17 protein-coding genes are annotated in these 23,669 nt (G+C 66.5%); 14 read left to right on the plus strand and 3 right to left on the minus strand.

The features are described 5' to 3' along the window. Positions 1–14 precede the first annotated feature (14 nt). The 9 genes from OG474_RS36795 (at position 15) to OG474_RS36835 (ending at position 11,539) form a co-directional block, all read left to right on the plus strand. The gene (locus OG474_RS36795) at positions 15–6,857 is read left to right on the plus strand and encodes a polymorphic toxin-type HINT domain-containing protein (RefSeq protein WP_405058257.1); all 6,843 of its coding nucleotides are present in this window, start codon (positions 15–17) and stop codon (positions 6,855–6,857) included. Beyond that, positions 6,858–7,337 (plus strand): hypothetical protein, encoded by a 480-nt coding sequence (locus OG474_RS36800; protein WP_405058258.1) that lies wholly within the window; start codon positions 6,858–6,860, stop codon positions 7,335–7,337. 568 nt (positions 7,338–7,905) lie between these two features. Beyond that, positions 7,906–8,496, plus strand: coding sequence for a hypothetical protein (locus OG474_RS36805; RefSeq protein WP_405058259.1), 591 nt, complete (start codon positions 7,906–7,908; stop codon positions 8,494–8,496). 135 nt (positions 8,497–8,631) lie between these two features. Then, complete coding sequence (locus OG474_RS36810) at positions 8,632–8,994, plus strand: hypothetical protein (RefSeq protein WP_405058260.1); 363 nt, start codon at positions 8,632–8,634, stop codon at positions 8,992–8,994. Positions 8,995–9,113: 119 nt separating this feature from the next. Beyond that, positions 9,114–9,776, plus strand: a complete 663-nt coding sequence (locus OG474_RS36815; RefSeq protein ID WP_405058261.1) for a hypothetical protein — start codon at positions 9,114–9,116, stop codon at positions 9,774–9,776. A 157-nt stretch (positions 9,777–9,933) separates the two neighbouring features. Beyond that, positions 9,934–10,365 (plus strand): suppressor of fused domain protein, encoded by a 432-nt coding sequence (locus OG474_RS36820; RefSeq protein ID WP_405058262.1) that lies wholly within the window; start codon positions 9,934–9,936, stop codon positions 10,363–10,365. Positions 10,366–10,368: 3 nt separating this feature from the next. Further along, a complete protein-coding gene (locus OG474_RS36825; protein ID WP_405058263.1) occupies positions 10,369–10,773 on the plus strand; it encodes an Imm1 family immunity protein in 405 nt (134 codons plus the stop codon). Then, positions 10,770–11,261 (plus strand): hypothetical protein, encoded by a 492-nt coding sequence (locus OG474_RS36830; protein ID WP_405058264.1) that lies wholly within the window; start codon positions 10,770–10,772, stop codon positions 11,259–11,261. Before OG474_RS36825 ends, OG474_RS36830 begins: the two co-directional genes overlap by 4 nt. After that, complete coding sequence (locus tag OG474_RS36835) at positions 11,258–11,539, plus strand: hypothetical protein (protein ID WP_405058265.1); 282 nt, start codon at positions 11,258–11,260, stop codon at positions 11,537–11,539. Before OG474_RS36830 ends, OG474_RS36835 begins: the two co-directional genes overlap by 4 nt. A gap of 419 nt (positions 11,540–11,958) precedes the next feature. Here OG474_RS36835 and OG474_RS36840 read toward each other — a convergent pair whose 3' ends face one another. Continuing rightward, positions 11,959–12,465: a DUF402 domain-containing protein gene (locus OG474_RS36840; RefSeq protein ID WP_405058266.1), complete on the minus strand. Its 507-nt coding sequence runs from the start codon at positions 12,463–12,465 to the stop codon at positions 11,959–11,961. 147 nt (positions 12,466–12,612) lie between these two features. Here OG474_RS36840 and dxs point away from each other — a divergent pair, with 147 nt between their 5' ends. The 5 genes from dxs (at position 12,613) to OG474_RS36865 (ending at position 20,258) form a co-directional block, all read left to right on the plus strand. After that, complete coding sequence (dxs, locus tag OG474_RS36845; RefSeq protein ID WP_405058267.1) at positions 12,613–14,544, plus strand: 1-deoxy-D-xylulose-5-phosphate synthase; 1,932 nt, start codon at positions 12,613–12,615, stop codon at positions 14,542–14,544. A 13-nt stretch (positions 14,545–14,557) separates the two neighbouring features. Beyond that, positions 14,558–15,895: a hypothetical protein gene (locus OG474_RS36850; protein WP_405058268.1), complete on the plus strand. Its 1,338-nt coding sequence runs from the start codon at positions 14,558–14,560 to the stop codon at positions 15,893–15,895. 83 nt (positions 15,896–15,978) lie between these two features. Then, on the plus strand, positions 15,979–17,340 hold the full coding sequence (locus OG474_RS36855) for a hypothetical protein (RefSeq protein WP_405058269.1): 1,362 nt from the start codon (positions 15,979–15,981) through the stop codon (positions 17,338–17,340). An 85-nt stretch (positions 17,341–17,425) separates the two neighbouring features. Continuing rightward, a complete protein-coding gene (locus OG474_RS36860) occupies positions 17,426–18,907 on the plus strand; it encodes an APC family permease (RefSeq protein WP_405058270.1) in 1,482 nt (493 codons plus the stop codon). A gap of 61 nt (positions 18,908–18,968) precedes the next feature. Then, entirely contained in the window at positions 18,969–20,258 is a 1,290-nt protein-coding gene (locus tag OG474_RS36865; protein ID WP_405058271.1) for a hypothetical protein, read from the plus strand. Here OG474_RS36865 and OG474_RS36870 read toward each other — a convergent pair. Further along, positions 20,248–22,356 (minus strand): 3-hydroxyacyl-CoA dehydrogenase NAD-binding domain-containing protein, encoded by a 2,109-nt coding sequence (locus OG474_RS36870; RefSeq protein ID WP_405058272.1) that lies wholly within the window; start codon positions 22,354–22,356, stop codon positions 20,248–20,250. The genes OG474_RS36865 and OG474_RS36870 overlap by 11 nt on opposite strands. Continuing rightward, on the minus strand, positions 22,353–23,555 hold the full coding sequence (locus OG474_RS36875; protein ID WP_405058273.1) for a thiolase family protein: 1,203 nt from the start codon (positions 23,553–23,555) through the stop codon (positions 22,353–22,355). Before OG474_RS36875 ends, OG474_RS36870 begins: the two co-directional genes overlap by 4 nt. Positions 23,556–23,669 lie beyond the last annotated feature (114 nt).

Consider the following 23,669-nt stretch of genomic DNA (forward strand, 5'->3'; position numbering starts at 1 on the left):
AGGAGAGCAGCAGCATGTCGAAACGACTCGGTGGTCTCGTCACGCTCGTCGCCGCGAGCGCGATTCTGGCCAGCAGCCTCGTCAGCCAAGGTTCAACCTCGGCTACGGCCGCCCCGTCCAAGATGCCACCGCTTCCGGCCAGGCATGATGCGAAGGTCGGTGCGGTCGATCCGGCCGCGGCGCTGAAGGCGGACGCGGAGCGGGCGGCAGCGATGCGGCCCGCACCGGCGCCGAGCCCGGCCACCTTGCCGGCGCCGGGGGAGCAGGTTGTGTCTCTGGCCGGCGCAAGCCTCGCGACCAAGACCGCTCCGGCCTCGACGGACAGCGCGGTTCGCTTGACCGCTCGGCCCGGACGGGCGAAGTCCGGTGCTGCTGCACCCTCGTCGGCGCGCCTGCGGATTCTGGATCCTGCGCAGGCGCAGGCCGCCGACGTTTCGGGTTTCCTGCTGACAGTCAGTCGCGCCGATGGCAAGACCGGCGACGCACCGGCCGAGCTGACCGTCGACTACTCGCGCTTCGCCGAAGCCGGAGGTGGCAACTGGGCCTCTCGTCTGGAGCTTGTCAGCCTGCCGAAGTGTGCGTTGACGACACCGAGGAAGGCGGGCTGCCTGACGCCGACCCCGGTCGGTTCGGTCAACAATCAGGAGAAGCAGACGCTGACCGCTCCGGTCGCCATTGGCTCTGAAGAGCGGGTCATGGCGGTCACCGCGGCGACCGGTTCGAGTGGCGGCGACTATGCGGCCACTGGGCTCTCTCCGGCCGCGTCCTGGTCAGCGGGTCGCAACAGCGGCGACTTCACCTGGAACTACCCGCTCCGGGTACCGCCGACCACGGCCGGTCCGGCACCGAACCTGTCGATCGACTACTCGGCGCAGTCCGTCGACGGCAAGACCGCGGTCGCGAACAACCAGTCGTCGTGGGTCGGCGAAGGGTTCGACCTCGGCGGTTCGTACATCGAGCGGAAGTACGGGTCGTGCGGGGACGACGGCCAGACCGGCAAGTACGACCTGTGCTGGAAGTACGACAACGCCACCCTGGTCCTGAACGGTCAGGGTGGGGAGCTCGTCAAGGACGGGACCGGCTGGCGGCTGAAGAACGACGACGGCTCGAAGATCGAGAAGGTCACCAACCCGACCGACAACGGCGACAACGACCGCGAGGCCTGGAAGGTCACCACCCTCGACGGCACCCAGTACTACTTCGGCCGCGAGCACGTCCTGCCGGGCGCGAGCGACCCGGTCACGAACTCGGTCTGGACGGTGCCGGTCGCAGGCGACGACACCGGCGAGCCCTGCCACGACACGACGTTCGCGACGTCCTTCTGTGACAACCAGGCCTGGCGCTGGAACCTGGACCTCGTCGTCGATCCGCACGCCAATGCCATGTCGCTCTGGTATGCCAACGAGACCAACTACTACGCGAAGAACGGTGCCACCACCGCGACCAAGATCTACGACCGCGGTGGCTACCTGACGAAGATCCTGTACGGCCAGCGGTCGGACGCGATGTCCGCCACCGCGCCGATGCAGGTCACCTTCACGACTCAGGAACGTTGCCTGACGAACTGCACTTCGCTGACGGCGGCCACCAAGGCCAGTTGGCCGGACGTACCGTTCGACCAGATCTGTGCCGCTGGTGCGACCTGTATGAAGCCCGGACCGTCGTTCTTCTCGCGGCGCCGGCTCGACCAGGTCACCACGCAGGTCATGAAGGGCAGCACTCCTCAGCTCGTCGACCGCTGGCAGCTCACCCCGGACTTCCCGTCGCCCGGCGACAACATGTCCGGCCGCTCGCTGTGGCTGAAGTCGATCACGCACACCGGAGTGGCAGGCGGCGCGGCCGCGGCACCGCTGACCGTGAGCTTCGAAGGCACCAGCATGCCGAACCGCGTCGACTCGAGCAGAGACGGCATCTCGCCGATGAACAAGCTGCGGGTCGGCACGATCTGGACCGAGACCGGCGCCAAGGTCAGCGTGAACTACGCCGCCCCGGAGTGCGTCGCCCCGGACGACGGCGTACCGGGCAACATGCCGGCTTCGGCAGCGACCAACACTATGCGCTGTTACCCAGTGCACTGGCAGCCGGCTGATTCCGCGGAGCGCGACGACTGGTTCCACCGGCATGTCGTTGCGGAGATCCGCGTCAACGACGTCACCGGCGGTGCCGACGCAGTCGTCACCAACTACTCGTACGGCGGCGGTGCTGCCTGGCACTATGCAGAGAACCCGCTGGTTCCGGCCAAGGAGCGGACCTGGTCGGAGTGGCGCGGCTTCCGCACCGTCACCACCAGCTCGGGTGATCCATTCCAGCCCGGTCCGAGATCCCGCACGGTGACGTCGTACTTCCGTGGCATGAACGGCGACCGCACGAGCACTTCCGGCGTTCTCAAGTCCGTGACCCTGCCCGACACGCTGGGCGGTTCCCGCGTCGACGCACCGGCGCTGGCGGGCCTGGTCCGGGAAGCGATCACGTACGCCGCTATCGACAGCAACACCGAGGTCACCGGGAACCTGACCGACTACTGGGTCCAGGAGACCGCCGCGCAGACGGTCGAGACCGGCATCATCCGGCGAGCGAACCTCGTCAAGCCGTCCGCGGCTGCGTCGAGGATCACCCGGGACGGCGGGCGAGCCGATCTCGTGCACGTCGGGTCGACGACGTACGACCCGGACACCGGTCTGCCGGTCACCTCCGAGGACCTGGGCAACCCGGGCACGGCAGATGACATCTGCACGGTGACGTCGTACGCGAAGAACGCGGCCACCGGTCTGCGGAGTTCCATTTCGCGGGTCGTGTCGTCCCAGGGGGAGTGCGACGCGGCCTCGGCGAATCCGCCGCAGGCCAGGTACATCTCCGACGTGCGGACCATCTACGACGGCGGCTCGTTCGGATCCGCGCCGACGAAGGGTGATGTCACCTCGTCCCAGCGGCTCTCGAGCTATTCGACGGCCGGTGTTCCGTCTTATTCGACAACCGGATCGTCGACGTACGACGAACTCGGCCGGCCGAAGACGCACACGGATGCCCTCGGTCGGACGTCGTCGACCGTCTACACCCCGGCCGGTCCGGGCGCGCTGCAGCAGACAGTCTCGAAGTCGCCGCCGATCACCCCCGGCGACGCGGCCAGTAAGACGCTCTCCACCACGACCACCTATCGGCCGGAGTGGGGCATGGCGGCACGGACCGTCGATCCGAACGGCAAGATCACCGATCAGGACTACGACTCGCTCGGCCGGATGACCGCGGTGTGGTTGCCGAACCAGTCCAAGGCCGCCAACGAGCTGGCGAACATGAAGTTCACCTACAACCTGTCGAGGACAGCGCCGTCGTACGTGCGCACCGACGACCTCAACCTGAGCGCGAACGGTTATCTGTCCGGCTACGCGATCTACGACTCCCTGCTGCGCAGCCGGCAGACCCAGTCGGTGGCACCGAACGGCGGCCGCCTGATCAACGAGACGAAGTACAACTCGCGGGGCCTCCCGATCATTCAGAACAACGACCTGTGGAACTCGGCGGCACCGTCGGGCGCGCTCGCAGCCGTGTTCGACGCCGAGGTTCCGAACGAGACACTGCTGACGTACGACGGTGTCGGCCGGGTGACCGAGGCGGCGTTCCAGAGCTCGGCACAGCGGAAATGGTCGACCCGCACCGTGTACGGCGGGGACACAGTCACCGTCCTGCCGCCGAACGGCACACCGGCCTCGTCAACGATCTCGGACGCGCGGGGTCGCGTGGTCGAGAGCCGTGAGTACGACGGTGCAACGGTGACCGCCGGCTTCATTCCCACGAAGTACACCTACGACGTCGGCGGGCGGCTGACGCAGCTCACCACGGGCGGCTCGACGTGGACATACGGCTACGACATCCTCGGCCGCCGGACCAGCACGACGGATCCCGATGCCGGGACGATGACGTACGAGTACGACGTGGTGGACCGGCCCGTCTCGGTGACGAGTGCGAACCAGAAGAAGCTGATCACCAGCTACGACAACCTGGATCGCAAGACCACGGTGCACGAAGGCTCCAAGACCGACGCGAACCTCCGGCTGGACTGGGACTACGACGCCACCGGCCTGCTCGGCCAGCTGTACCAGAGCGTCCGGTATCCCACCGGCCTGGCAGGCCCGGCGTACAAGTCGAAGATCACCGCACGCAACGTGCTCTACAAGCCGACGGCCACCAGCTTGGTCATCCCGGACTCCGAAGGACCTGAGCTGGCCGGGACGTACCAGACGACGATCGCCTACCTGCCGGACAACGAGTCGGTCGACTGGACCTACGTGCCGGGCGGCGGGAACGTCGGTTCGGAGAAGCTCAACTACACCTACAACAACCTCGGCCAGCCGGTCTCGATGAAGAGCGGCGACGCCGTGTACGCGAACGACGTCAAGTACACCGCGGTGGGTGATCCCGAGCGGTACGAGCTCGGTGACCAGCACAACATGGACATCGTCAACACGTTCGAGCCGGGGACCCGGCGACTGCTGACGAGTACCTCCGGCGATGTCGAGATGGTCGCCAACCACGAGTACGCGTACGACCAGGCCGGCAATCTGCTCAAGGACGACAACAAGGTCGGCGGCGACGCGCAGTGCTACAAGTACGACACGCATGCTCGGATGACCGATGCGTGGTCCCCGGCGGGTGCCAACTGCGGTGCGGCTCCCTCGGTGGCTGGGCTGGGCGGACCGGCGCCGTACTGGCAGTCATGGACCTACACACCCAGCGGCTTGCGGAAGACCCAGGTCGACCACGCGCCGGTGGGCGACACCACCGAGACCTATGCGTACGACGCCGCGCAGCAGCACACGCTGAAGTCGGTCACCACGACCGGCGCCGCGCCCACGCCGGTGGCCAACTACACCTACGACGACGCGGGTAACACGACGCAACGGCCGGACCCGGACGGTGGTGTCGAGGCGCTGACCTGGAACGCCGAGAACAAGCTGACCAAGCTCGGCAGCCCGACGGGCGACACGTCGTACGTGTACGACGCCGATGGCGGTCTGATCCTGCGCAAGGGTCCTGACGAGACGGTCCTGTTCATCGGATCGCTCGAACTGACACTCGACAACGACAAGAAAACCGTCGAGTCCAAGCGCACGTATTCGATGAACGGTCAGGACATCGCGGTCAGGGCGACCGTCACCGACCTGAAGTGGCTGGTCCCCGATCACCACGGCACGTCGAGTGTCGCCGTCGACTCCAAGACGCTGGCCACCACCAAGCGGTACACAACACCGTTCGGCGAGGCCCGGGGAGCTGACGTCGCCTGGCCGGACAACCACGGATTCCTCGGCAAACCGGAGGACAAAGCCACCGGTCTGACCACCGTCGGAGCCCGCGAGTACGACCCTTCGATCGGGCGCTTCATCAGCGTCGACCCGATGATGGACACGACCGACCCGCACCAGATGCTCGGCTACACCTACGGCAACAACAACCCCACCACGATCTCCGACCCGACCGGGCTGATCAACGCCTGCGAGTGCGGCGGTGGCGGTGGCGGTGGTGGCGGCGGTGGGGGAACGACCACCACCACGAGCGGCGGGACCCAGACCGGCAGCGGCAACTCGGGCGGCACGAACCAGAACTCCGGCGGTGACGACCAGAACGGCAACAACGGCGGCAGCGGCTCCGACAACAACAACGACGGCGGCGGTGGAGTTGGCGGCTGGCTGAAGCGCGTCGGTCACCACGTGGAGAAGAAGCTCGACCGCCCCGAAAACCCCTGGGGCCAGGTGGCACTCGGCATCGGCGCCGGCGCCGTCGACACAGTCAAGGGCGCCGGCCAGATGGTCTGGCAGACCAGCCAATGCCACATGGGCCAGCAAGCCGCCTGCGACTCCCAGGCCCAAGCCCTCTCGCTGATCGTCCGCGACCCCCTCGGCGTCGCCAAGGCGATGGTCGAACCCATCCAGCAGGACTTCGCGGCCGGCAACCCCAACAAAGCCGCCGGCCGTGTCGCAGAAATGTTCGCCGAAGTCCTGGCCGGCACCCACGGCGCCGGCCCCGCCGCCTCAGCAGCCTCCAAAGCCGAAGCAGCAACCGCCGCAGCCGCCCGACAAGCCGCCGAAACAGCAGCCCGAGAATCCGCCGCCGCCAGAGCAGCAAAACTGCTGGAGCAGCAGGCCAAGAACTACTGCAGCTTCGCAGGTGCCACCGACGTCCTGATGGCCGACGGCACCTACAAACCCATCCAGGAAATCAAACCCGGCGACAAAGTCATCGCCACCGATCCCGAAACGGGTGAGAGAGCCGCAAAGACAGTCCTGCAGGTCTGGGTGCACAGCGACACGCTCACGGACCTGGTCGTCGACGGCGGCAAGGTCACCACCACCGAAGACCACCCGTTCTGGTCGGTCACCAACGGTCGCTTCGAGCGTGCCGACGAGCTGGCCCGAGGCGAAAAGATCCTGAGCGCCACCGGAGGCGTGGCCCTGGTGGCCGGCCTGGTGGCGAAGACGGCTCATCGGGCGCCCGCTTACAACCTGACCGTTGCCGACATCCACACCTACTATGTAAGGGCAGGCAGCACGCCGGTCCTCGTTCACAACGGAGGCGGCGATGGTGGTCCGTCCGGCACGGTGTTCCGCGACGGCAAGTATGTGTTCCAGATCTACTCGAACGATCACGAGCCGCCTCATGGCCACCTGAAGGGCGATGGCTACGATATTCAGGTCGGCCAGAACGGTAAGCCAATTCATGACTATGAAGAGCTGACTTCGGGACAGCGCAAGATTGTCGGTCGGCACCTGTCCGAGATCCGGGGGCAGCTGAAGAGCAAGATGGCCGAGTACAACCGGAACTTCCCCAAGGATCCTGTGACGGGGAAGCGACCCAGAGGCTGCTAGATGAATGCGGAACTCGTGGCGTTGATCAACTCCATCGCGGATTTGGTAGGCATGGAAGTCGCTGATGTGCGGGACGAGCATGAGCGGTGGAAGGTCTACGTCCCCGCGACAGACTCGGATGAATCGTCGGAACTGTTGTTACGCGCGGTGCGGCTTGAGCCTGATCCCAACGTGGCGTTGAGTATCGTGCTGAGAAAACTCGAGTGGATTTCAGATTCGGATCGGCAATCATGGATCGACCAGCTGGTAACCGATAAGCAGCGAGATTATGCGACCCGCCGCGCGCGGGATCTGAAAGTGCTCGAGACACGGCCGCTGGCGCCTGCGCTGCATCAGGGAATCGACGAGTCCTGGTCGGACTGGCTGCAGGTACGGCTCGCTGAGTTTTCTCCTGAGCCCGAAGTCGCGTGCTGGTTGAGCCAGCACGGAAGAACCAAGCGGATCCGACGGCTGGCGCTGGAGAGGACGAAGAAGCTGTGACGGCTGGGAGTGGATAGAGATGCTTCCCACTCTGTGACGCTCGCAACGCCCGCTGGGCGTTGCAACGTAGTGCAATTTCGTGGACACGCTCGGTCCCAGGCGCGGGGAGGTCAGGATCATGAACCGTAGTGGTAGACGGGAAACTTGGGAGCATGTGGCCAAGCCGTCGGACACGCAAGGGATCCGGGTGTACTGCACATGACTCGATCGCTGCCCGAGCGCTTGGTGGTGTGGAGAAACTTCGAGGAGTGTCTGGTCTACGACGTGCGGCCGACAGTCTTCGGCTACGGTCTCGACCTCGTCATGAACTACGTCTGGTCCGACGGGCGTGTGCGCGAGGACATTCTGGACGCTCCGCAACTCGTTACCCTGCGAATGCTCGGCGTCGATCAAATCATCTTTGCCGGTGGTCTGACGCAGGCGGTGAAGGACGATCCAGAGGCGATCAACTGGGGACTGACGGAGGTAGTTCGAGTGGTGTCGATCGCGGCACCCCCCGCGCAGCCTGGAGTTCGCTGTTGCCCATATTCACACGTACTTCGTTGCCGCAGGCAATGCACTGGTGCTGGTGCACAATGCCGACGCCGGCACGACTTGGCTTGCGATCGACAACTGGAACGATTTGGTGGAACTTGTGGGTGACGCGGCAGAACGGGCGCAGCTCGCGCGATGGAATTGGAAAGCGAAGCAAGCCAGGGCTGAGCTTTCGCAGCTCTTTGCTGACCGCGAACTCCGGTCACCGGACAAGTGGTGCGACTTCGAGACGTCCCAGCGAATGACCGAGGAAGTCGAGGTGCTGGGCAGGTCGCGGGAGAGGGTTATCCAACGATGGACTGCCAAGGACAAGTTCCTGGACGCGGCGTCGTCGTTCGACTTCAGCAGCCTTCAAGCAGATGGCCTACTGGCTTCGGTCATGGACGCTCCGGACGCGGCGTGGTTCGAGGCTTCGGCTGAGACCATCCACTCCGCTCTGATTCCAGCTGCCGCACAGTGGATGAGTGACGGGTTTATCATCTACTCCCCGAAGACATCGTCGTTGTTCAGTGTCGATGTAGAACAACATGACAACTCGGTGATCGACACCACCTTGATAGGCGAAGGGGTGAATGATCTGCGCAATCATTTGACTCTGAATGGGCCTCTTGTTATGTCGACCTGACCAATGGCTGGCATGTGTTCCGCGGATCTCGTCTCCAGGAAAGTAGAGGGTGGATGACCAACTTGTCGGAGCTGCCCTGTTGCTCGGCTGCTGATGTGTTCATAGTGGCTGAACGACCGCTGGAGCCTCGGCCGTATGGGTAACGCCGGTGCCGTGCGCATGGTGGAGAGCTTGGTGGCGAGGTTCCCGGAGTACACAGGCGCCTTCGAGGCTCACGTTTTCAACGAGGGCGGGGTGCTGCCTCATCTCTTCTTCGGCGAGGTTGAAGAGGCGGTGCTGGAGGCCTTCGTGGTGGATGATCCGGAGGGGTTGGACTGGCGAGGGGTTCTGGGGTTCTTGGACGAACAGTGGCGCGGAGGACTCCCTGATGTGAGGGGAGTTGTCTCAGCGTCGTTTCTGTGGGGTCTACCGCACCCGGGACGGCGGGGATACGGGATCGTTGATCAGTTGCCTGCCGCTCTGGCGCAGGAGTACCGGAGAATTCGTCCTGGCGGTTAGTGGCGAGCGTGTGATGGAGGGGACTCCGCATGAGGCGCTTGCCCGACTGACGACGCATTTCTGGCGGCCGGTGAGCGAGAAGGCCTCGAGGCAGGTCGTAGAGGGAGGGGTCTATCGGGATGGCGGATGAGGTCGAGTGGGTGACGGGTCGTCCTGCGAGTGGGGCCGCCGCTGAGGTCCTCTTGGGGCTTCGAAATACATTTTCGGACCTTCGAGTGGAGCGTCTGCGGGTGAAGTGGCCGAGGGACGATGACGAGCTCTGGTATGTGAAGCGGTCGTCGAGGTCGTTCGGAGTCCAGTTCGAGTCGCGGGTGGATGGGAAGCCGCCGTTCCTTCTGGAGGCGGATGGCGACGTCTCGCGCACTGTCGGCGATGTTGGCGGGGCGCTGCGGGTGCTGGCGTTCTGGCTGCGGACCGAGAGAGCCGTGACGAGTGACGTGCGGCTCGTTCAGGATCTTGTGACGAGGTTCCCGGTTTTTCACGAGGCGTACTACGGTCACGCGTTCGACCCCGGCGAGGTTCTGCCTCACGTCATCTTTTGGGATGTTGCGCAGACAGTGGTGAAGGCTTTCGTGGCGGATGACGTGGATGGCCTCGACTGGCGTGCTGTCCTTGAGTTCCTGGAGCGGCAGGTCTGTGAAGGCGACCGTGAGGTGACGACGGTGATCGTCACCTCATTTCTCTACTACCTGCCTCATCCGGACAAGGTTGGGCACGACATCATTGAGCATCTGGGATCTGCCATGGCGCAGCTCTTCCGGGGAATTCGTCCAAGCGGGTAGCGGCATTGAGGTAGGAGCGAGCGGCGTGGGGCTTGTTGAGCATCTGGAGGGGCAGCTCGGGGCGATTCGGCGGGGGTGGGGGACGGATCCGGATGGGGGCGCGGTGCCGTTTCAGGTTGTGGAGTTGGCGGGTGGGTCTGGGTCTGGTGCTGGGTCGGTGGCGTTTGGGACTTTAGGGTTGGGGCGGCATCGGCTGGATGGGCCGTCTGGGGGTGGGATGTTCCAGGAGTTGCTGGTGCTGGTGACGGAGGAGTTTGCTGGGGCGCCGGTGCCGGCTGTCGTGCAGCAGGTGGCGATGGCGTGTTTGAAGGAGCATCGGGGGTTGCTTCGGGGGGAGGTGCTGGGGCCGGCTGGGGTGCTGGTTGACGGGACCCGGATGGAGGCGTTGTTCGTGGCTAGTCCGGTGTACTTCCCGGACGAGTTTGCGACGGTGGTTGAGGACGGGCGGGAGATTCGGATCGTTTGGCTGGTGCCGATCACTGGGAGCGAGGCCGCGTTCGTTCGGGAGCGTGGGAGTGATGCGTTCGAGGACCTGCTGATGGAGGCGGATCCGAATCTGATGGATCTGTCGCGGAAGGCTGTTGTGTAGGGCATGTTCATTACGTCGGCGAGCGTCGATGACAACGAGACTTACGTTGAGCGCGAGTTCGCGGCTGGGGAGCTGTGCGACGAGCTGGTTGTCGAGTTGGTGCGGTCGTTGGACGGACGGCGGCACACGTTGGTCACTTTGAGCCCGGGTGGTGAGGCGCATCTGGCTATTGGCGGGAGTGCTCGCGATGGCCTTGTCGGCTATGTGACTGAGGACAATGCGGTCTTTTACAACCTGAGGTCCAGGGCGGCGAAGGCGCAGGGGCGTGTCACGGTCGTGGCTGGAGGTCAGCCGGGAGAGTACGACGGTGCGGCCGTGGTGAGTCTGGAGGAGGCTTTTGCGGCCGCGGTTCATTACGCGCAGACCGGTGGCCGGGCAGAGGAACTGGCCTGGGAGGTTGCGACGTGAGTGAGTGGGTTCCGCTGGTCTATCGGAGCGATAGTGCCTGGATTGGCGTGATGCCCGACGGTCAGATCGGCTCCGGAGTGGAAGGCGAGGGGCGCGCCTCGTTGAAGCAGTCGAACTTCATCGCGATGTGGCCTTTTATGGAGCGCGACCTGTCTGAATGTCTCGACAGGTTCACGAAGGTCTGGGCACAGTTCGGCGGTGTCGACGTACCCACCCCGCAGAAGCTGGCTGAGCTGACGGTCGAAACTGCTTGGGGTTCTGGCCGGCAGTACTGGATGCGGTGCGCGGCGGGCTGGGTTCTTCAGATGGCCGAGAGGATGGACTTCGAGCCCCATGACGTTCGCCGTACGGCGGGTCAGATGTTGCGCTCGCAGGTTCTGGCGACCGAGTTGCGACGGGAGCTGCGGCGCGTTGTGCAGCGGGATGAGGGAGGCGGCGGAGATCCGAGCTGGAACGGTCCCCGGGGCGCGGTGGAGGAGCTTGAATGATCACTGATTCTGGCCGAGCTGATAGATGGGAGAAGGCGTTCGATCGCGCCTGGAAGGACCCGTCGAAAGCGGCGCGGATGAGTTGTCCGAGCTGCGGAGAGGCGGCGTTGAATCTCGTCTACGTCATGCTCGATCCGCAGTCGATTCGCGGCATGTATGCATTTTGGTGTGGTGCCTGCCTGATTGGCCTCGCCCCAGGGATGGGTTCTGTTCCCGAAGGAGCGTTCCGCGTCCGGCGTGGTGAGGAACAGGTCCCGAACTATCGGACTGAGCGCTGAACGAGCTCAAGGCCGTGTTCCGGGGGAGTGTGACGCCGTTGCAGGAAGGTGCAATCTTGCTGTGAGGGGTGGATTGGGTACGGGGTGTGGTTGAGGATGGGTGGGTCGCGTTCCGAGAGGGCGCGGGTTGATCGGCCCTTGTCGGCTCAGGGGGGCTCCTAGCCGGCGGGGGCCGGTTGCTGTCTGGCCCCGGTTCGCCGCGGATCAGGCGGACGTGCATCACTCACCAACTCGTTGCTGGGCCGTCCGGGCAGGACGCGCTGAGCGTGAACCGAGCGGGCCACGCTCTGTTAGTGAGTGGTGGCGGTCCGCCGACCGCTTGCCACCGGCAGGGCGGCCACGCTCGCCGCCGCACTGGCCGACCACGGCCTGAAGGCCAGGCCACGGCCGGCGCGGGGTGTGATGGCCTGGCGGGGCGGCTAGGTGGAGAGGGCTTTTACGGCGGCCAGGTAGGGCTTGTAGGCGGAGCGGAAGGGCTCGGCTACAGCGATGTTGGCCCGGAGCCAGGTGCAGGTGGCTTGGGCGGTGGCTACTACCTGGGGCGGATACCCGAATTTGAGCCGGTGGGCTTCGAACTCGTCTTCGTCCATGACCCGTACGGCGCCGCTGCGCATCAGGCGGATGTCGAGGTCCAGGTCCACGAGGGTGACGGTGTCCACGCCGAACTCGGGGGGCATGGTCACGTCGCAGTAGATGTGGGTGGAGTGCGGGGTGTCGTTGAAGAGGGCGGACCACCATTGGCCGCGGGGGAAGAGGCGGACGCGGTGGTGGTCGACGGTGATCCAGGTTCCGTCGGCGCGGCGGGCGCGTTGGCCGGGGCGGGAGCCTACCCAGAGGCCGTGTTCGTCTTCACCTAGGTGGACGGCTTCCATCAGGCGGTGCGGGGTGCCGTCGTACTTGGTGAACAGGGTGGTCACCTGTTGCATGCGGTCACTGTAGGGGAGACCCCGAACTAATCACTGTTAGTAAGCGTCTCAGACGGTGAGATTCACAGCACGTACCCGTCGGGTTCGGAATCGCGGGGGCACATGCATAGACTCAAGCGTTCGAGGACGACCTGCGGAAGGGGCTCGATGCGCGTGCTGGAGACGGTCGGAGGGCCGGCGGACCTCAAGAGGCTGACCGATCAGCAGCTCACCGATCTCGCGGTGGAGATCCGCGACGTACTGGTGGAGACCGTGTCGCGGACGGGTGGCCACCTCGGGCCCAATCTGGGCATGGTGGAGATCACACTGGCCATGCATCGGGTGTTCGACTCGCCCAAGGACCGGCTGGTCTACGACACCGGGCACCAGACGTATGTGCACAAGCTGCTGACCGGCCGGGCGCCGAAGTTCGACAGCTTGCGGCAGGAGGGCGGCCTGAGCGGCTACCCGAGCCAGGCCGAGTCCGAGCACGACATTGTCGAGAACAGCCACGCGAGCACGAGCCTCTCGTACGCCGATGGCCTGGCCAAGGCGTACCGGATCCGCAAGGAGGACCGGCATGTCGTCGCGCTGATCGGCGACGGCGGCCTGACCGGCGGCATGGCGTGGGAAGCGCTGAACAACATCGCTGCCGAGAAGGACCTCAAGCTCGTCATCATCGTCAACGACAACGGCCGGTCGTACAGCCCGACCGTCGGTGGCCTGGCGACGCATCTGACCGCGCTGCGCACCAACCCGCGGTACGAGAAGATCCTCGACCTGATCAAGAAGAACCTGGGCCGTACGCCGTATGTCGGCCCGCCGATGTACGAGGTGCTGCACGGCGTGAAGAAGGGGCTGAAGGACATGCTCGCCCCCCAGGGCATGTTCGAGGACCTCGGCCTCAAGTACGTCGGTCCCGTCGACGGTCACGACCGTCAGGCGATGGAGGACGCGCTGCGCAAGGCGAAGGCGTTCGGCGGCCCGGTGATCGTGCACGCGGTCACCCAGAAGGGCTTCGGGTACGCCGCTGCCGAGCAGGACGAGGAGGACAACTTCCACCAGATGCGCCCGGCCAACAAGCCGCGCGGCTGGACGGATGTGTTCGCCGAGGAGCTGGTCCGGATCGGTCACCGCCGGCCGGACGTGGTCGCGATCACGGCCGCGATGATGAATCCGACCGGCCTGAACCAGTTCGCGCAGGTCTTCCCCGACCGGACGTTCGACGTCGGCATCGCCGAGCAGCACGCGGTCACCAGCGCCGCAGGTCTCGCGATGGGCGGCATGCACCCGGTCGTCGGCCTGTACGCGACGTTCCTCAACCGGGCGTTCGACCAGCTGCTGCTGGATGTCGCGCTGCACAAGTGCGGCGTCACGTTCGTGCTCGACCGCGCCGGGGTGACCGGTGAGGACGGCCCGAGCCACAACGGCATGTGGGACATGTCGATCGTCCAGGTCGTCCCCGGTCTCAGGCTGGCCGCGCCGCGCGACAGCACCCGGCTGGTGGAGCTGCTCAACGAGGCCGTCGACGTGAGCGACGCCCCGACCGTGCTGCGCTATGCCAAGGGCGAGGTCTTCCCGGACATCGACCCGATCGACAAGGTCGGCTCGATGGACGTGCTGCACCGCTCGGGCACCGACGTACTGCTGGTCGGCATCGGTTCGATGGCCGCGACCGCGATGGACGTGGCGGACAGGCTGCAGGCGCAGGGCATCGGCGTCACTGTGGTCGACCCGCGCTGGGTGAAGCCGGTCGATCCGAAGCTGGTCGAGCTGGCGCCGAAGTTCAAGCTGGTCGTCACGGTCGAGGACAACGGCCGCGCCGGTGGGTGCGGCACGATGATCGCCCAGGCCCTGCGCGATGCGGGTGTGAGCACGCCGGTGCGTGACTTCGGCATCCCACAGCAGTTCTTGGAGCATGCGAAGCGTCCGGCGGTGTTGCAGCAGATCGGCCTCACCGGCCAGCAGATCGCACGCGACGTCATCGAGGCCATCGCCCAGAACCAGGGAGCTCAGAACCAGGGAGCTCAAAACCAGGGAGCTCAGAACCAGGGCGAGTCGATCCATGAGCCGGCGACCGGTCGGCCAGCCGGAGCCTGAGCAGGCGGCCTGAGTGGGCCGCCACGCAGCGCCGGCGCGGCGACGGGCAGCAGGACGAGCCCGTACGCCGCTATGGCCGTTCCTGCTGTCGTTCGTGCTGGTCGGGGCGGCGATCGCCGGCGGCCTGGCGCTGCACCAATCCAGCACCGAGGCCGACGAGCCCGCGAAGTCCGCGCAGAAGACCCCGGACATCGATCTGGCTGCCCGCTCCGCGGCCGTCGACAAGGTCCTCAAGCGCCGTGCCCAGGCCGTACTCCAGGACGACCAGGCGGCCTTCCTCGCCGATGTCGACCCCGCCAACCTGAGCCTGATCGAGCGCCAGCGCACGCTCTTCACCAACCTCAAGCAGTTCGGCTTCGCCAAACTCGCGTACGAGCAGCTCTCCCAGCAGTACGACGAGACCGTGACCAGCAAGTACGGCCCCTCGACGTACCTGGTGGCCGTGGCGATGACCTACCAGATCCGCGGCATCGACAGCGTCCCCGTCCGTTCCATGCTCGGCTACACCTTCACCGAGCGCACGGCCGGCCGGCTGACGCTCGTCTCCGACCAGGACCTCGACAAACGCCTCCCACGCGGTTCGCACGAGGAGGCCTGGGACATGGGCGAGGTCCTCGTCAAACGCGCCGCACGCGTGCTTGTGGTCGTCGAGAAGGGCCAGCAGCAGTTGGCGACCAAGCTCACCGGGCTCGCGACCAGCGCAGTGAAGGCGGTCAGCAAGAACTGGCCCGGCGGTTGGACCGGCTCCGGTGTCGTGATCGCCCTCGACGACAAGATCGTCCGCGGCGCCGACTACACCGTCCCGAAGAACGCCGAGGACGCCCTCGCGATGGCGACCTGGGTCTATCGCACGCTCCCCGGCGAGGTCAGCGGTTCCGGCGAACGCGCCGATTCGTACGTCGTGATCAACCCGCACAACCGCACCAGGATCGACGCCCGGACCCTCGCGCACGAGTTCACCCACGTAGCCACCGCCCCGTACGGCGCCCTGGCCCCGCGCTGGCTGGTCGAGGGCGCCGCGACGTACGTCGAGTTCCTGCCGATGGACGGGGCCGCGGATCTGGCCCTCGGCAAGTACCGGCAGGAGGTCCGGACGAAGTATCTGGCGAAGGCGAAGAGCTTGCCGGCCGATGGTGTCTTCTTCCAGCAGCCCGACAGTTCGTACCCGCTGTCCTGGCTCGCTGTCGACTATCTCTTCGAGCGCTTCGGTGGCACAGAAGTCGTCACTCTGTATCAGGAGCTGGCCGCGCTGGGGTCCAGCCAGGCGGAGCGGGACCGGATCATGACCGAACACGTCGGCCTGACCGAGGCTGCTCTCTTCCGGGCATTGAAGACCGCCGCCGCATCGTGACCAGCGCGTTGCTGGCGGATCGCGGCGAACCGAGTATGGTTGCCGGGCTGTAGACAGACGGGCCCTCGGAGGAACGACCCGACGTGAGTGCGACCATCCCTAGCGCCCCACCGCCAGGCGCTCCGGCTGGCCCCCGCCGATGGCTGGGGCTGCTGCTGGCGGTAGCGCTCGCGTCCGGCGGTGTTGTGTACGCCGTCGGCGAGCGGTCCGAGGACGCCCGGACGCGGCTCGCCGCGACACCGAAGCCGGCCCCGGCCAGTACGCCGAGATCGCCGTCCAAGGCATCGCTGGCGGCGACTGCCCGCCGGGTGGCCATCGACACGATTCTGATCCGCCGCGCCCGTGCGGTGCAGAACGGCAACCTGGCGCTCTTCCTGAAGGACGTCGACCCGTCGAACACGAAGCTGATCGCCCAGCAGAAGATCCTCTTCGCGAACCTGGTCGACATGGACTTCACCGAGCTCGGCTACAGCCAGGCCGAGGAGCGCTTCGACCCGTCGGTCGCGAAGGCCCGCGGGCGGGTGACGTACCTGGTCCGGATCCTGATGCGCTACCAGATCCCGAAGGTCGACGTCGCCCCGGTGACGACCGAGCTGGGCTACACGTTCATCAACCGGGCCGGCCGCTGGGTGCTGACCGATGACGACGACCTCGACAAGGACCTCGGTCCGGGCGCGCACCGCGAGGCCTGGGACCTGGGCCGGATCGAGGTGGTGCGGGGACCCCGCGTCCTGGTCGTGGTCGAGAAGGGGGACCGGGCCCGCGGCCGCAAGATCCTGACCGAGGCGGCCGAGGGGCTGGTCGAGGTCCGCGACTACTGGCCGCGCCGCTGGCGTGGGTCGGCCCTCATCATCGCGCTCGACGACACCGACGTACGGGACGCGCGTTTCGCCGACGAGGACATCGAGTCGGCGGCGAGCGCGGGTTCGACGTTCTCGTCGCTGCCCGGTCAGGACACCGCCGACGGCACCGTGGCCGGCGCCTACATCGTGGTGAACCCGAACCAGCGCGACCAGGTCGACGAGATCCTGCTGTCGCACGAGCTCACCCACGTGGCCACGGCCGATCTCGGTGGGTACGAACCGTTGTGGCTGGCCGAGGGCGCGGCGGAGTATGTCTCCTGGAGCGGCATCGAAGCGATCGGCGGATCGAGCGAGGTGAGCAAGTGGGAGCAGGAGGTCATCGACGACGCGCTGCCGACCTTGCACGCACTGCCGACCGATGCCGGCTTCTACGAGAGTTCTGCCGACGTGTACGGCGTCAGCTGGCTGGCCGTCCGCTACCTGGTGCAGCGGATCGGTCTGGACGCCGTCGAGGACCTGTACGAGGACATGGCTGCCCACGGCACCAATCAGGTGTCGCGCGACCGCATCCTGCTCAGCCGCAGCGGTCTCACCGAGGTCACGTTATGGACATCTTTACGGACATACCGGCCGCGACGCTGAGTGCCGAATTGACCTCGCGCTGTCAGAGAGGCAGGCTCGGAGGGTTCCGTCCTGTCCTGAGAAGGACGCAGTCGAGGAGGCGCAGATGAGTCTTGTGCGGAAGAAGACGATCGAGCAGTCGATCGCCGACACCGACGAGCCGGAGTACCAGCTCAAGAAACGCCTGACGGCCTTGGACCTCACGGTCTTCGGCATCGGCGTGATCATCGGTGCCGGTATCTTCACGCTCACTGGCCGTGCCGCCAAGGCCTATGCCGGCCCTGGTATCGCTTTGTCCTTCGTGCTGGCCGCGTTCTGCTGCGCGCTGGCCGCCCTGTGTTACGCCGAGTTCTCCTCCACCGTCCCGGTGTCGGGTTCGGCGTACACGTTCTCGTACTTCTCCCTCGGTGAGATCTTCGCGTGGATCATCGGCTGGGACCTGCTGCTCGAGCTGATGCTCGGGGCAAGCGTTGTCGCGCAGGGCTGGTCGACGTACGCCGCGCTGTTCCTGGAACAGATCGGATTGGGCTGGCCCGCTTCGATCGGGCCGGACAGCCACGTGAACGTGCTGGCGATGCTGCTGGTGCTGGTCCTTGCAACCCTCGCGACGATCGGTATCAAGGAGTCGCTGCGGGTCAACCTGGTCCTGGTCGCGATCAAGCTCTTCGTGGTGCTGTTCGTGATCGTCGCCGGCCTGTTCTACATCAAGGGCTCGAACCTGACCCCGTTCATCCCGCCGAGCGTTCCGGCCCCGAGCGGCGACGTGACGATCACGACGCCGTTGTTCCAGGCCCTGTTCGGCTTCACGCCCTCGTCGTTCGGTGTGATGGGTCTGGTCTCCGGCGCCTCGCTGGTGTTCTTCGCGTTCATCGGGTTCGACGTGGTCGCGACCACCGCCGAAGAGGCGAAGAACCCGCAGCGCGACCTGCCGCGCGGCATCATCGGTTCGCTCGCGATCTGCACCGTCCTGTACGTCGCGGTCTGCATCGTGATCACCGGCATGGTCAAGTACACCGACATCAGCGGTGAGGCGGCGCTCGCCGAGGCGTTCCGCTCGGTCGGTCGTGGCGGGTTCGCGACGCTGATCTCCGCGGGTGCTGTGGCCGGTCTGACCACGGTCGTGCTGACACTGATGATCGGTGCCGCGCGCGTCGTGTTCGCGATGAGCCGCGACCACCTGATGCCGCGCCAGCTCGGCAAGACGCACCCGAAGTGGGGCACGCCGTACCGCCTCACGATCGGTATCGGCATCGTGGTCGCGATCGTGGCCGGCGTGACGCCGATCGGCAAGCTGGAGGAGATGGTGAACATCGGCACGCTGGCCGCGTTCACCCTGGTCTCGATCGCGGTGCCGTTGCTGCGCAAGAGCCGCCCGGACATCAAGCGCTCCTTCACAGTGCCGTGGAACCCGGTGATCCCGATCGTCGCCGCGCTGATCTGCGTCTACCTGATGCTGAACCTGTCGCTGGAGACCTGGCTGCGGTTCGCCATCTGGATGGTGCTCGGCTTCATCATCTACGCGGTCTACGGCTACCGCCGCAGCCGTGTCGGCATCGAGCAGAAGACCGGCGAGCAGGTCAAGGCCTGAGCCCAGCTCCGGTGGTCGGCTGAGGATAGGATCAGCCGACCATCGGAGGGGGAGCACGTAGATGAAGCACCCGAGGCGCCTGGTCGCCGGGGTTGTCGCACTGGCGATCGCCGGAGCGGTGGCAGTGGTCGGCGTCCGGCTCCAGCAGGGCGCTGCGGCGCCGGGCAACAGTGCGGCAGCGGTCAAAGCGGTGCCGTCCGGCCGGCTCACGCCGGATCAGACCGCGGCTCGCAAGCAGGAGATCAACACCCTGCTGAGCGCGCGGGCCGCCGCGGTCCGCAAAGGTGATGTGAAGGCGTTCCTCGCCGCGGTGAACCCCAAGGACGCCAAGCTGCTCGCCCGGCAGCGGACGTTGTTCGCCAACCTGCGGCAGTTCGGGTTCGTCAAGCTCGAGTACTTCCTGGCCAACGAGCACCAGGTCCCGCGGATGACCGACAAGTACGGCCCGACGGCCTTCTCGTCCCGGCTGATGATGCGTTACCAGCTGTCCGGTCTGGACAAGAAGCCGGTGCAGACCGACCTCGCCTACACCTTCGTACGGCGGGGGAGCGGCTGGCTGCTCGTCGAGGACAACGTGATCGACGAGGTGCTCAGCTACGCCGGCCACCGCCAGCCGTGGGACTACCAACCCATCACGGTCGTCCGCCGCGGCAAGGTCGCCGTGGTCGTCGCCCAGCGCGAGGCCGCCCTCGGCGCCAAGATCGCCGCGACCGCGCAGCAGGCCGTCAGCGGAGTGCAGCGGCACTGGCCGCAGCCGTGGGACGGCTCGGTGATGGTCGTCGCGATGCCTGAGCCGCAGGTGCTGTCGATCTTCTGGACCTCCGGAGCCCAGGGCTGGACGATCGCGGCCAAGGACCTCCCCGTGTACGACGGAGATCCGCACGGCCGGCGGACCACGCCGGTGGGCTCCCGGATCGTGGTCAACCCGGAGCTCCGCAAGAAGCTCGACAAGGACCTGCTGGCGCACGAGATGACGCATGCCGCCGCGGTCCTGCTCGGAGATCGGGCGCCGATGTGGATGGTCGAGGGCTACGCGGAGTACATCCGGTGTGCCGTGATCGAGGACGACCCGCAGTGGACGGTCGACCCGTACCGCAAGTCGGTCCGCAAGACCCTGCCGTCGATGAAGGCGCTGCCGGGCCCGGCGGAGTTCAGTGCGAACGGCGACCGCTCGTACGGGCAAGCCTGGTGGGTCATCGAGTATCTGATCGATCGGTTCAGCGAGAAGAAGGTCGCTGCGCTCTACGCCGACCTGGCCGCTCACGAGAGCGGAGCCGACGCCATCCTGAAGAAGCACACCAAGATGACGTCGGCCCAGCTGCTCGCGGCGGTCAAGGCCTTCAGAGGCTAGCGAGACCCCGCGGAAGGAACCTGCTGCCGTTGACCTTCTCGGCGATGCCGGACCGGTCCAGGTACGGCGTGATGCCGCCCAGGTGGAACGGCCAGCCGGCGCCGAGCAGCAGGCACAGGTCGATGTCCTGCGCTTCGGCCACGACACCCTCGTCGAGCATGATCTTGATCTCCTCGGCGAGTGCGGTGAGCACGCGCGTGCGGAGCTCGTCGGCCGACGACGGCTTGTCGCCGACGGTCACGAGACGCTCGATCTCCGGGTCGACGACCGGCTTGCCCTCGGGCCAGACGTAGAACGAAGGCTTGCCCGCGGCAACGACCTTGGCGAGGTTCGCCGAGACCTGGAAGCGGTCCGGGTAGGCACGGGTCATGGTCTCCGCGACGTGCAGGGCGACCGGCAGACCGACCAGCTGCAGCAGCACGAACGGCGGCATCGGCAGGCCGAGCGCCGACAGCGCCTTGTCCGCCTCGGGAATCGGGGTGCCCTCGTCGACGGCCGCGCTGACCTCACCGAGGAAGCGCGTCAGCAGCCGGTTCACCACGAACGCCGGTGCGTCCTTGACCAGCACGCAGGACTTCTTCAGCTTCTTGCCCACCGCGAAGGCAGTGGCCAGCGTCGCGTCGTCGGTCTGCGCGGCGCGGATGATCTCCAGCAGCGGCAGCACCGCGACCGGGTTGAAGAAGTGGAACCCGACGACCCGCTCCGGGTGCTCCAGGTCGGCGGCCATGTCGGTGATCGACAGCGACGACGTGTTGGTCGCGAGGATCGCGTCCGGCCGGACGATCTTCTCCAGGTCGGCGAAGATCGTCTTCTTCAGCTGCAGCTCCTCGAAGACCGCCTCGATCACGAAGTCGGCGTCGGCGAAGACCGTGCGGTCCACGGAACCGGTGACGAGCGCCTTCAGCTGGTTGGCCTTGTCCGGACGGATCCGGCCCTTGCCGAGCAGCTTGTCGATCTCACCGTGCACGTAACCGACACCGCGGTCGACCCGCTCCTGGTCGAGGTCGGTCAGCACGAGCGGCACCTCGAGGCGCCGTACGAACAGCAGGGCCAGCTGGCCGGCCATCAGACCCGCGCCGACGACGCCGACCTTGTTGACCGGGCGCGCCAGCGACTTGTCCGGCGCACCGGCCGGCCGCTTGGCCCGCTTGTTCACCAGGTCGAAGGCGTAGAGGCCGCTGCGCAGCTCCTCGCTCATGATCAGGTCGGCGAGCGCCTCGTCCTCGGCCGCGAACCCACGGTCGCGGTCGTTGTCCTTGGCCGCCGCGATCAGATCCAGGGCCCGGTACGGCGCGGGCGCCGCGCCGCTGACCTTGACGTCGGCAAATCCCTTGCCTCGGGCAACGGCTGCGTCCCACGCGTCGCCGCGGTCGATCTCGGCGCGCTCGACCGTGATCTCGCCGGTCAGTACCTTCGAGGCCCAGATCAGCGACTGCTCGAGGAAGTCGGCCGAGTCCAGCAGGACGTCGCCGATCCCGAGCTTGACCGCCTCCGGACCACTGAGCATCTTGTTCTGGTTCAGCGCGTTCTCGACGACGACCTTGACGGCCTTGTCGGCGCCGATCAGGTTCGGCAGCAGGAAGTTGCCGCCCCAGCCCGGCAGCAGGCCGAGGAAGACCTCGGGCGTCGACAGCATCCCGGCCGCGACCGAGACCGTCCGGTACGTCGCGTGCAGGGCGACCTCGAGGCCGCCGCCGAGCGCGACACCGTTCACGAAGGCGAACGACGGCTTGCCGCCGTCGACCAGCTTGCGCAGTACGCCGTGGCCGATCTTGCCGAGCGCCAGCGCCTGCTCGCGGTCGACCAGCTTCGGTACGCCGGTCAGGTCGGCGCCGGCCGCGAGGATGAACGGCTTACCGGTGACGCCGATCGCGACGACGTCTTCGCGGGCGAGTGCCGCGTCGATCGCCGCGTTCAGCGAGCCCAGGCCCTTGGGGCCGAAGGTGTTCGGCTTGGTGTGGTCGTGCCCGTTGTCCAGCGTGATCAGCGCGAGGGTGCCCGCCTTGTTGGGCAGTACGACGTCCCGCGAGTGCGCGAGCGTGACGACCTCGTCGGTCGAGAGGGCCGAAGCCGAATCAATCAGTTCTTGCAGGCTCATGCGGCCGCGTTCCCTTCCCAGTTCGGGTTCTCCCAGATGACCGTTCCACCCATGCCGAGGCCGACGCACATCGTCGTCAGGCCGTAGCGGACCTCGGGCTTGAGCTCGAACTGCTTGGCGAGCTGAGTCATCAGCCGGATGCCGGACGAGGCCAGCGGGTGACCGTAGGCGATCGCACCGCCGTACGGGTTGACCCGCTCGTCGTCGTCGGCGATGCCGTAGTGCTCCAGGAACGCCAGCACCTGGACGGCGAACGCCTCGTTGACCTCGAAGGCCTGGATGTCGTCGATGGTCAGCCCGGCCAGCTTCAGCGCCTTCTCGGTCGCCGGCACCGGACCGAAGCCCATCACCTCGGGCTCGACGCCGACGAAGCCGTACGAGACCAGCTTCATCTTCGGCTTCAGGCCCAGCTCCTCGGCCGCCTCGGCCGACGTGATCAGCGCGGCGGTAGCGCCGTCGTTGATGCCGGCCGAGTTGCCCGCGGTGACCCGGCCGTGCGGCCGGAACGGGGTCTTCAGCTTGGCCAGGTCCTCCATCGTGGTGCCCGGACGCATCGGCTCGTCGGTGCTCGCCAGCCCCCAGCCGAGCTCGGCCGAGCGGGTCGCGATCGGCACCAGATCCGGCTGGATCAGGTCGTTGGCGTAGGCCTTGGCAGCCCGCTCCTGCGACCGGACGGCGAACGCGTCGGTCCGCTCCTTGGTGATCGACGGGTACCGGTCGTGCAGGTTCTCCGCGGTCGACCCCATCACCAGGGCGCTGGTGTCGACGAGCTTCTCGGAGATGATCCGCGGGTTCGGGTCGACGCCTTCACCCATCGGGTGCCGGCCCATGTGCTCGACCCCGCCGGCCACGACCACGTCGTACGCGCCGAAGGCGATGCCCGAGGCGAGCGTGGTGACGGCCGTCATGGCGCCGGCGCACATCCGGTCGATCGCGTAGCCGGGCGTGGTGTTCGGCAGACCGGCCAGCAGCGCCGCCGTACGGCCGATGGTCAGGCCCTGGTCACCGATCTGGGTGGTGGCCGCGATCGCGACCTCCTCGACCTTCTCCGGAGGCAGCGACGGGTTGCGTCGCAGGATCTCGCGGATGCACTTGATCACCAGATCATCGGCGCGGGTTTCGGCGTACTGGCCCTTGGCCTTGCCGAACGGGGTGCGAACGCCGTCGACGAACACGACATCGCGGATCTCACGGGGCACGAGGAAGCTCCTCTGGGGGTCGGGAAAGCTACCTGAATGCTACCCGCCGGTAACAGAACCTCCAAAGCACCCCGCGGTGTGCGGCTCGTCACGGTGCCGGCCGGTCCGTGCCAT

Origin of the sequence: Kribbella sp. NBC_01505 (assembly GCF_045040285.1) — a bacterium.
Taxonomy (GTDB): Bacteria; Actinomycetota; Actinomycetes; order Propionibacteriales; family Kribbellaceae; genus Kribbella.

Bases quoted from the DNA above. Each gene is read 5' to 3' on its own strand.
- OG474_RS36840 (WP_405058266.1), bottom strand. From the start codon at position 12,465: ATGCAACAGGTGACCACCCTGTTCACCAAGTACGACGGCACCCCGCAC.
- OG474_RS36825 (WP_405058263.1), top strand. From the start codon at position 10,369: ATGTTCATTACGTCGGCGAGCGTCGATGACAACGAGACTTACGTTGAG.
- OG474_RS36795 (WP_405058257.1), top strand. From the start codon at position 15: ATGTCGAAACGACTCGGTGGTCTCGTCACGCTCGTCGCCGCGAGCGCG.
- OG474_RS36815 (WP_405058261.1), top strand. From the start codon at position 9,114: ATGGCGGATGAGGTCGAGTGGGTGACGGGTCGTCCTGCGAGTGGGGCC.
- OG474_RS36810 (WP_405058260.1), top strand. From the start codon at position 8,632: ATGGGTAACGCCGGTGCCGTGCGCATGGTGGAGAGCTTGGTGGCGAGG.
- OG474_RS36870 (WP_405058272.1), bottom strand. From the start codon at position 22,356: ATGAGCCTGCAAGAACTGATTGATTCGGCTTCGGCCCTCTCGACCGAC.
- OG474_RS36865 (WP_405058271.1), top strand. From the start codon at position 18,969: ATGAAGCACCCGAGGCGCCTGGTCGCCGGGGTTGTCGCACTGGCGATC.
- OG474_RS36800 (WP_405058258.1), top strand. From the start codon at position 6,858: ATGAATGCGGAACTCGTGGCGTTGATCAACTCCATCGCGGATTTGGTA.
- dxs (WP_405058267.1), top strand. From the start codon at position 12,613: ATGCGCGTGCTGGAGACGGTCGGAGGGCCGGCGGACCTCAAGAGGCTG.
- OG474_RS36835 (WP_405058265.1), top strand. From the start codon at position 11,258: ATGATCACTGATTCTGGCCGAGCTGATAGATGGGAGAAGGCGTTCGAT.
- OG474_RS36860 (WP_405058270.1), top strand. From the start codon at position 17,426: ATGAGTCTTGTGCGGAAGAAGACGATCGAGCAGTCGATCGCCGACACC.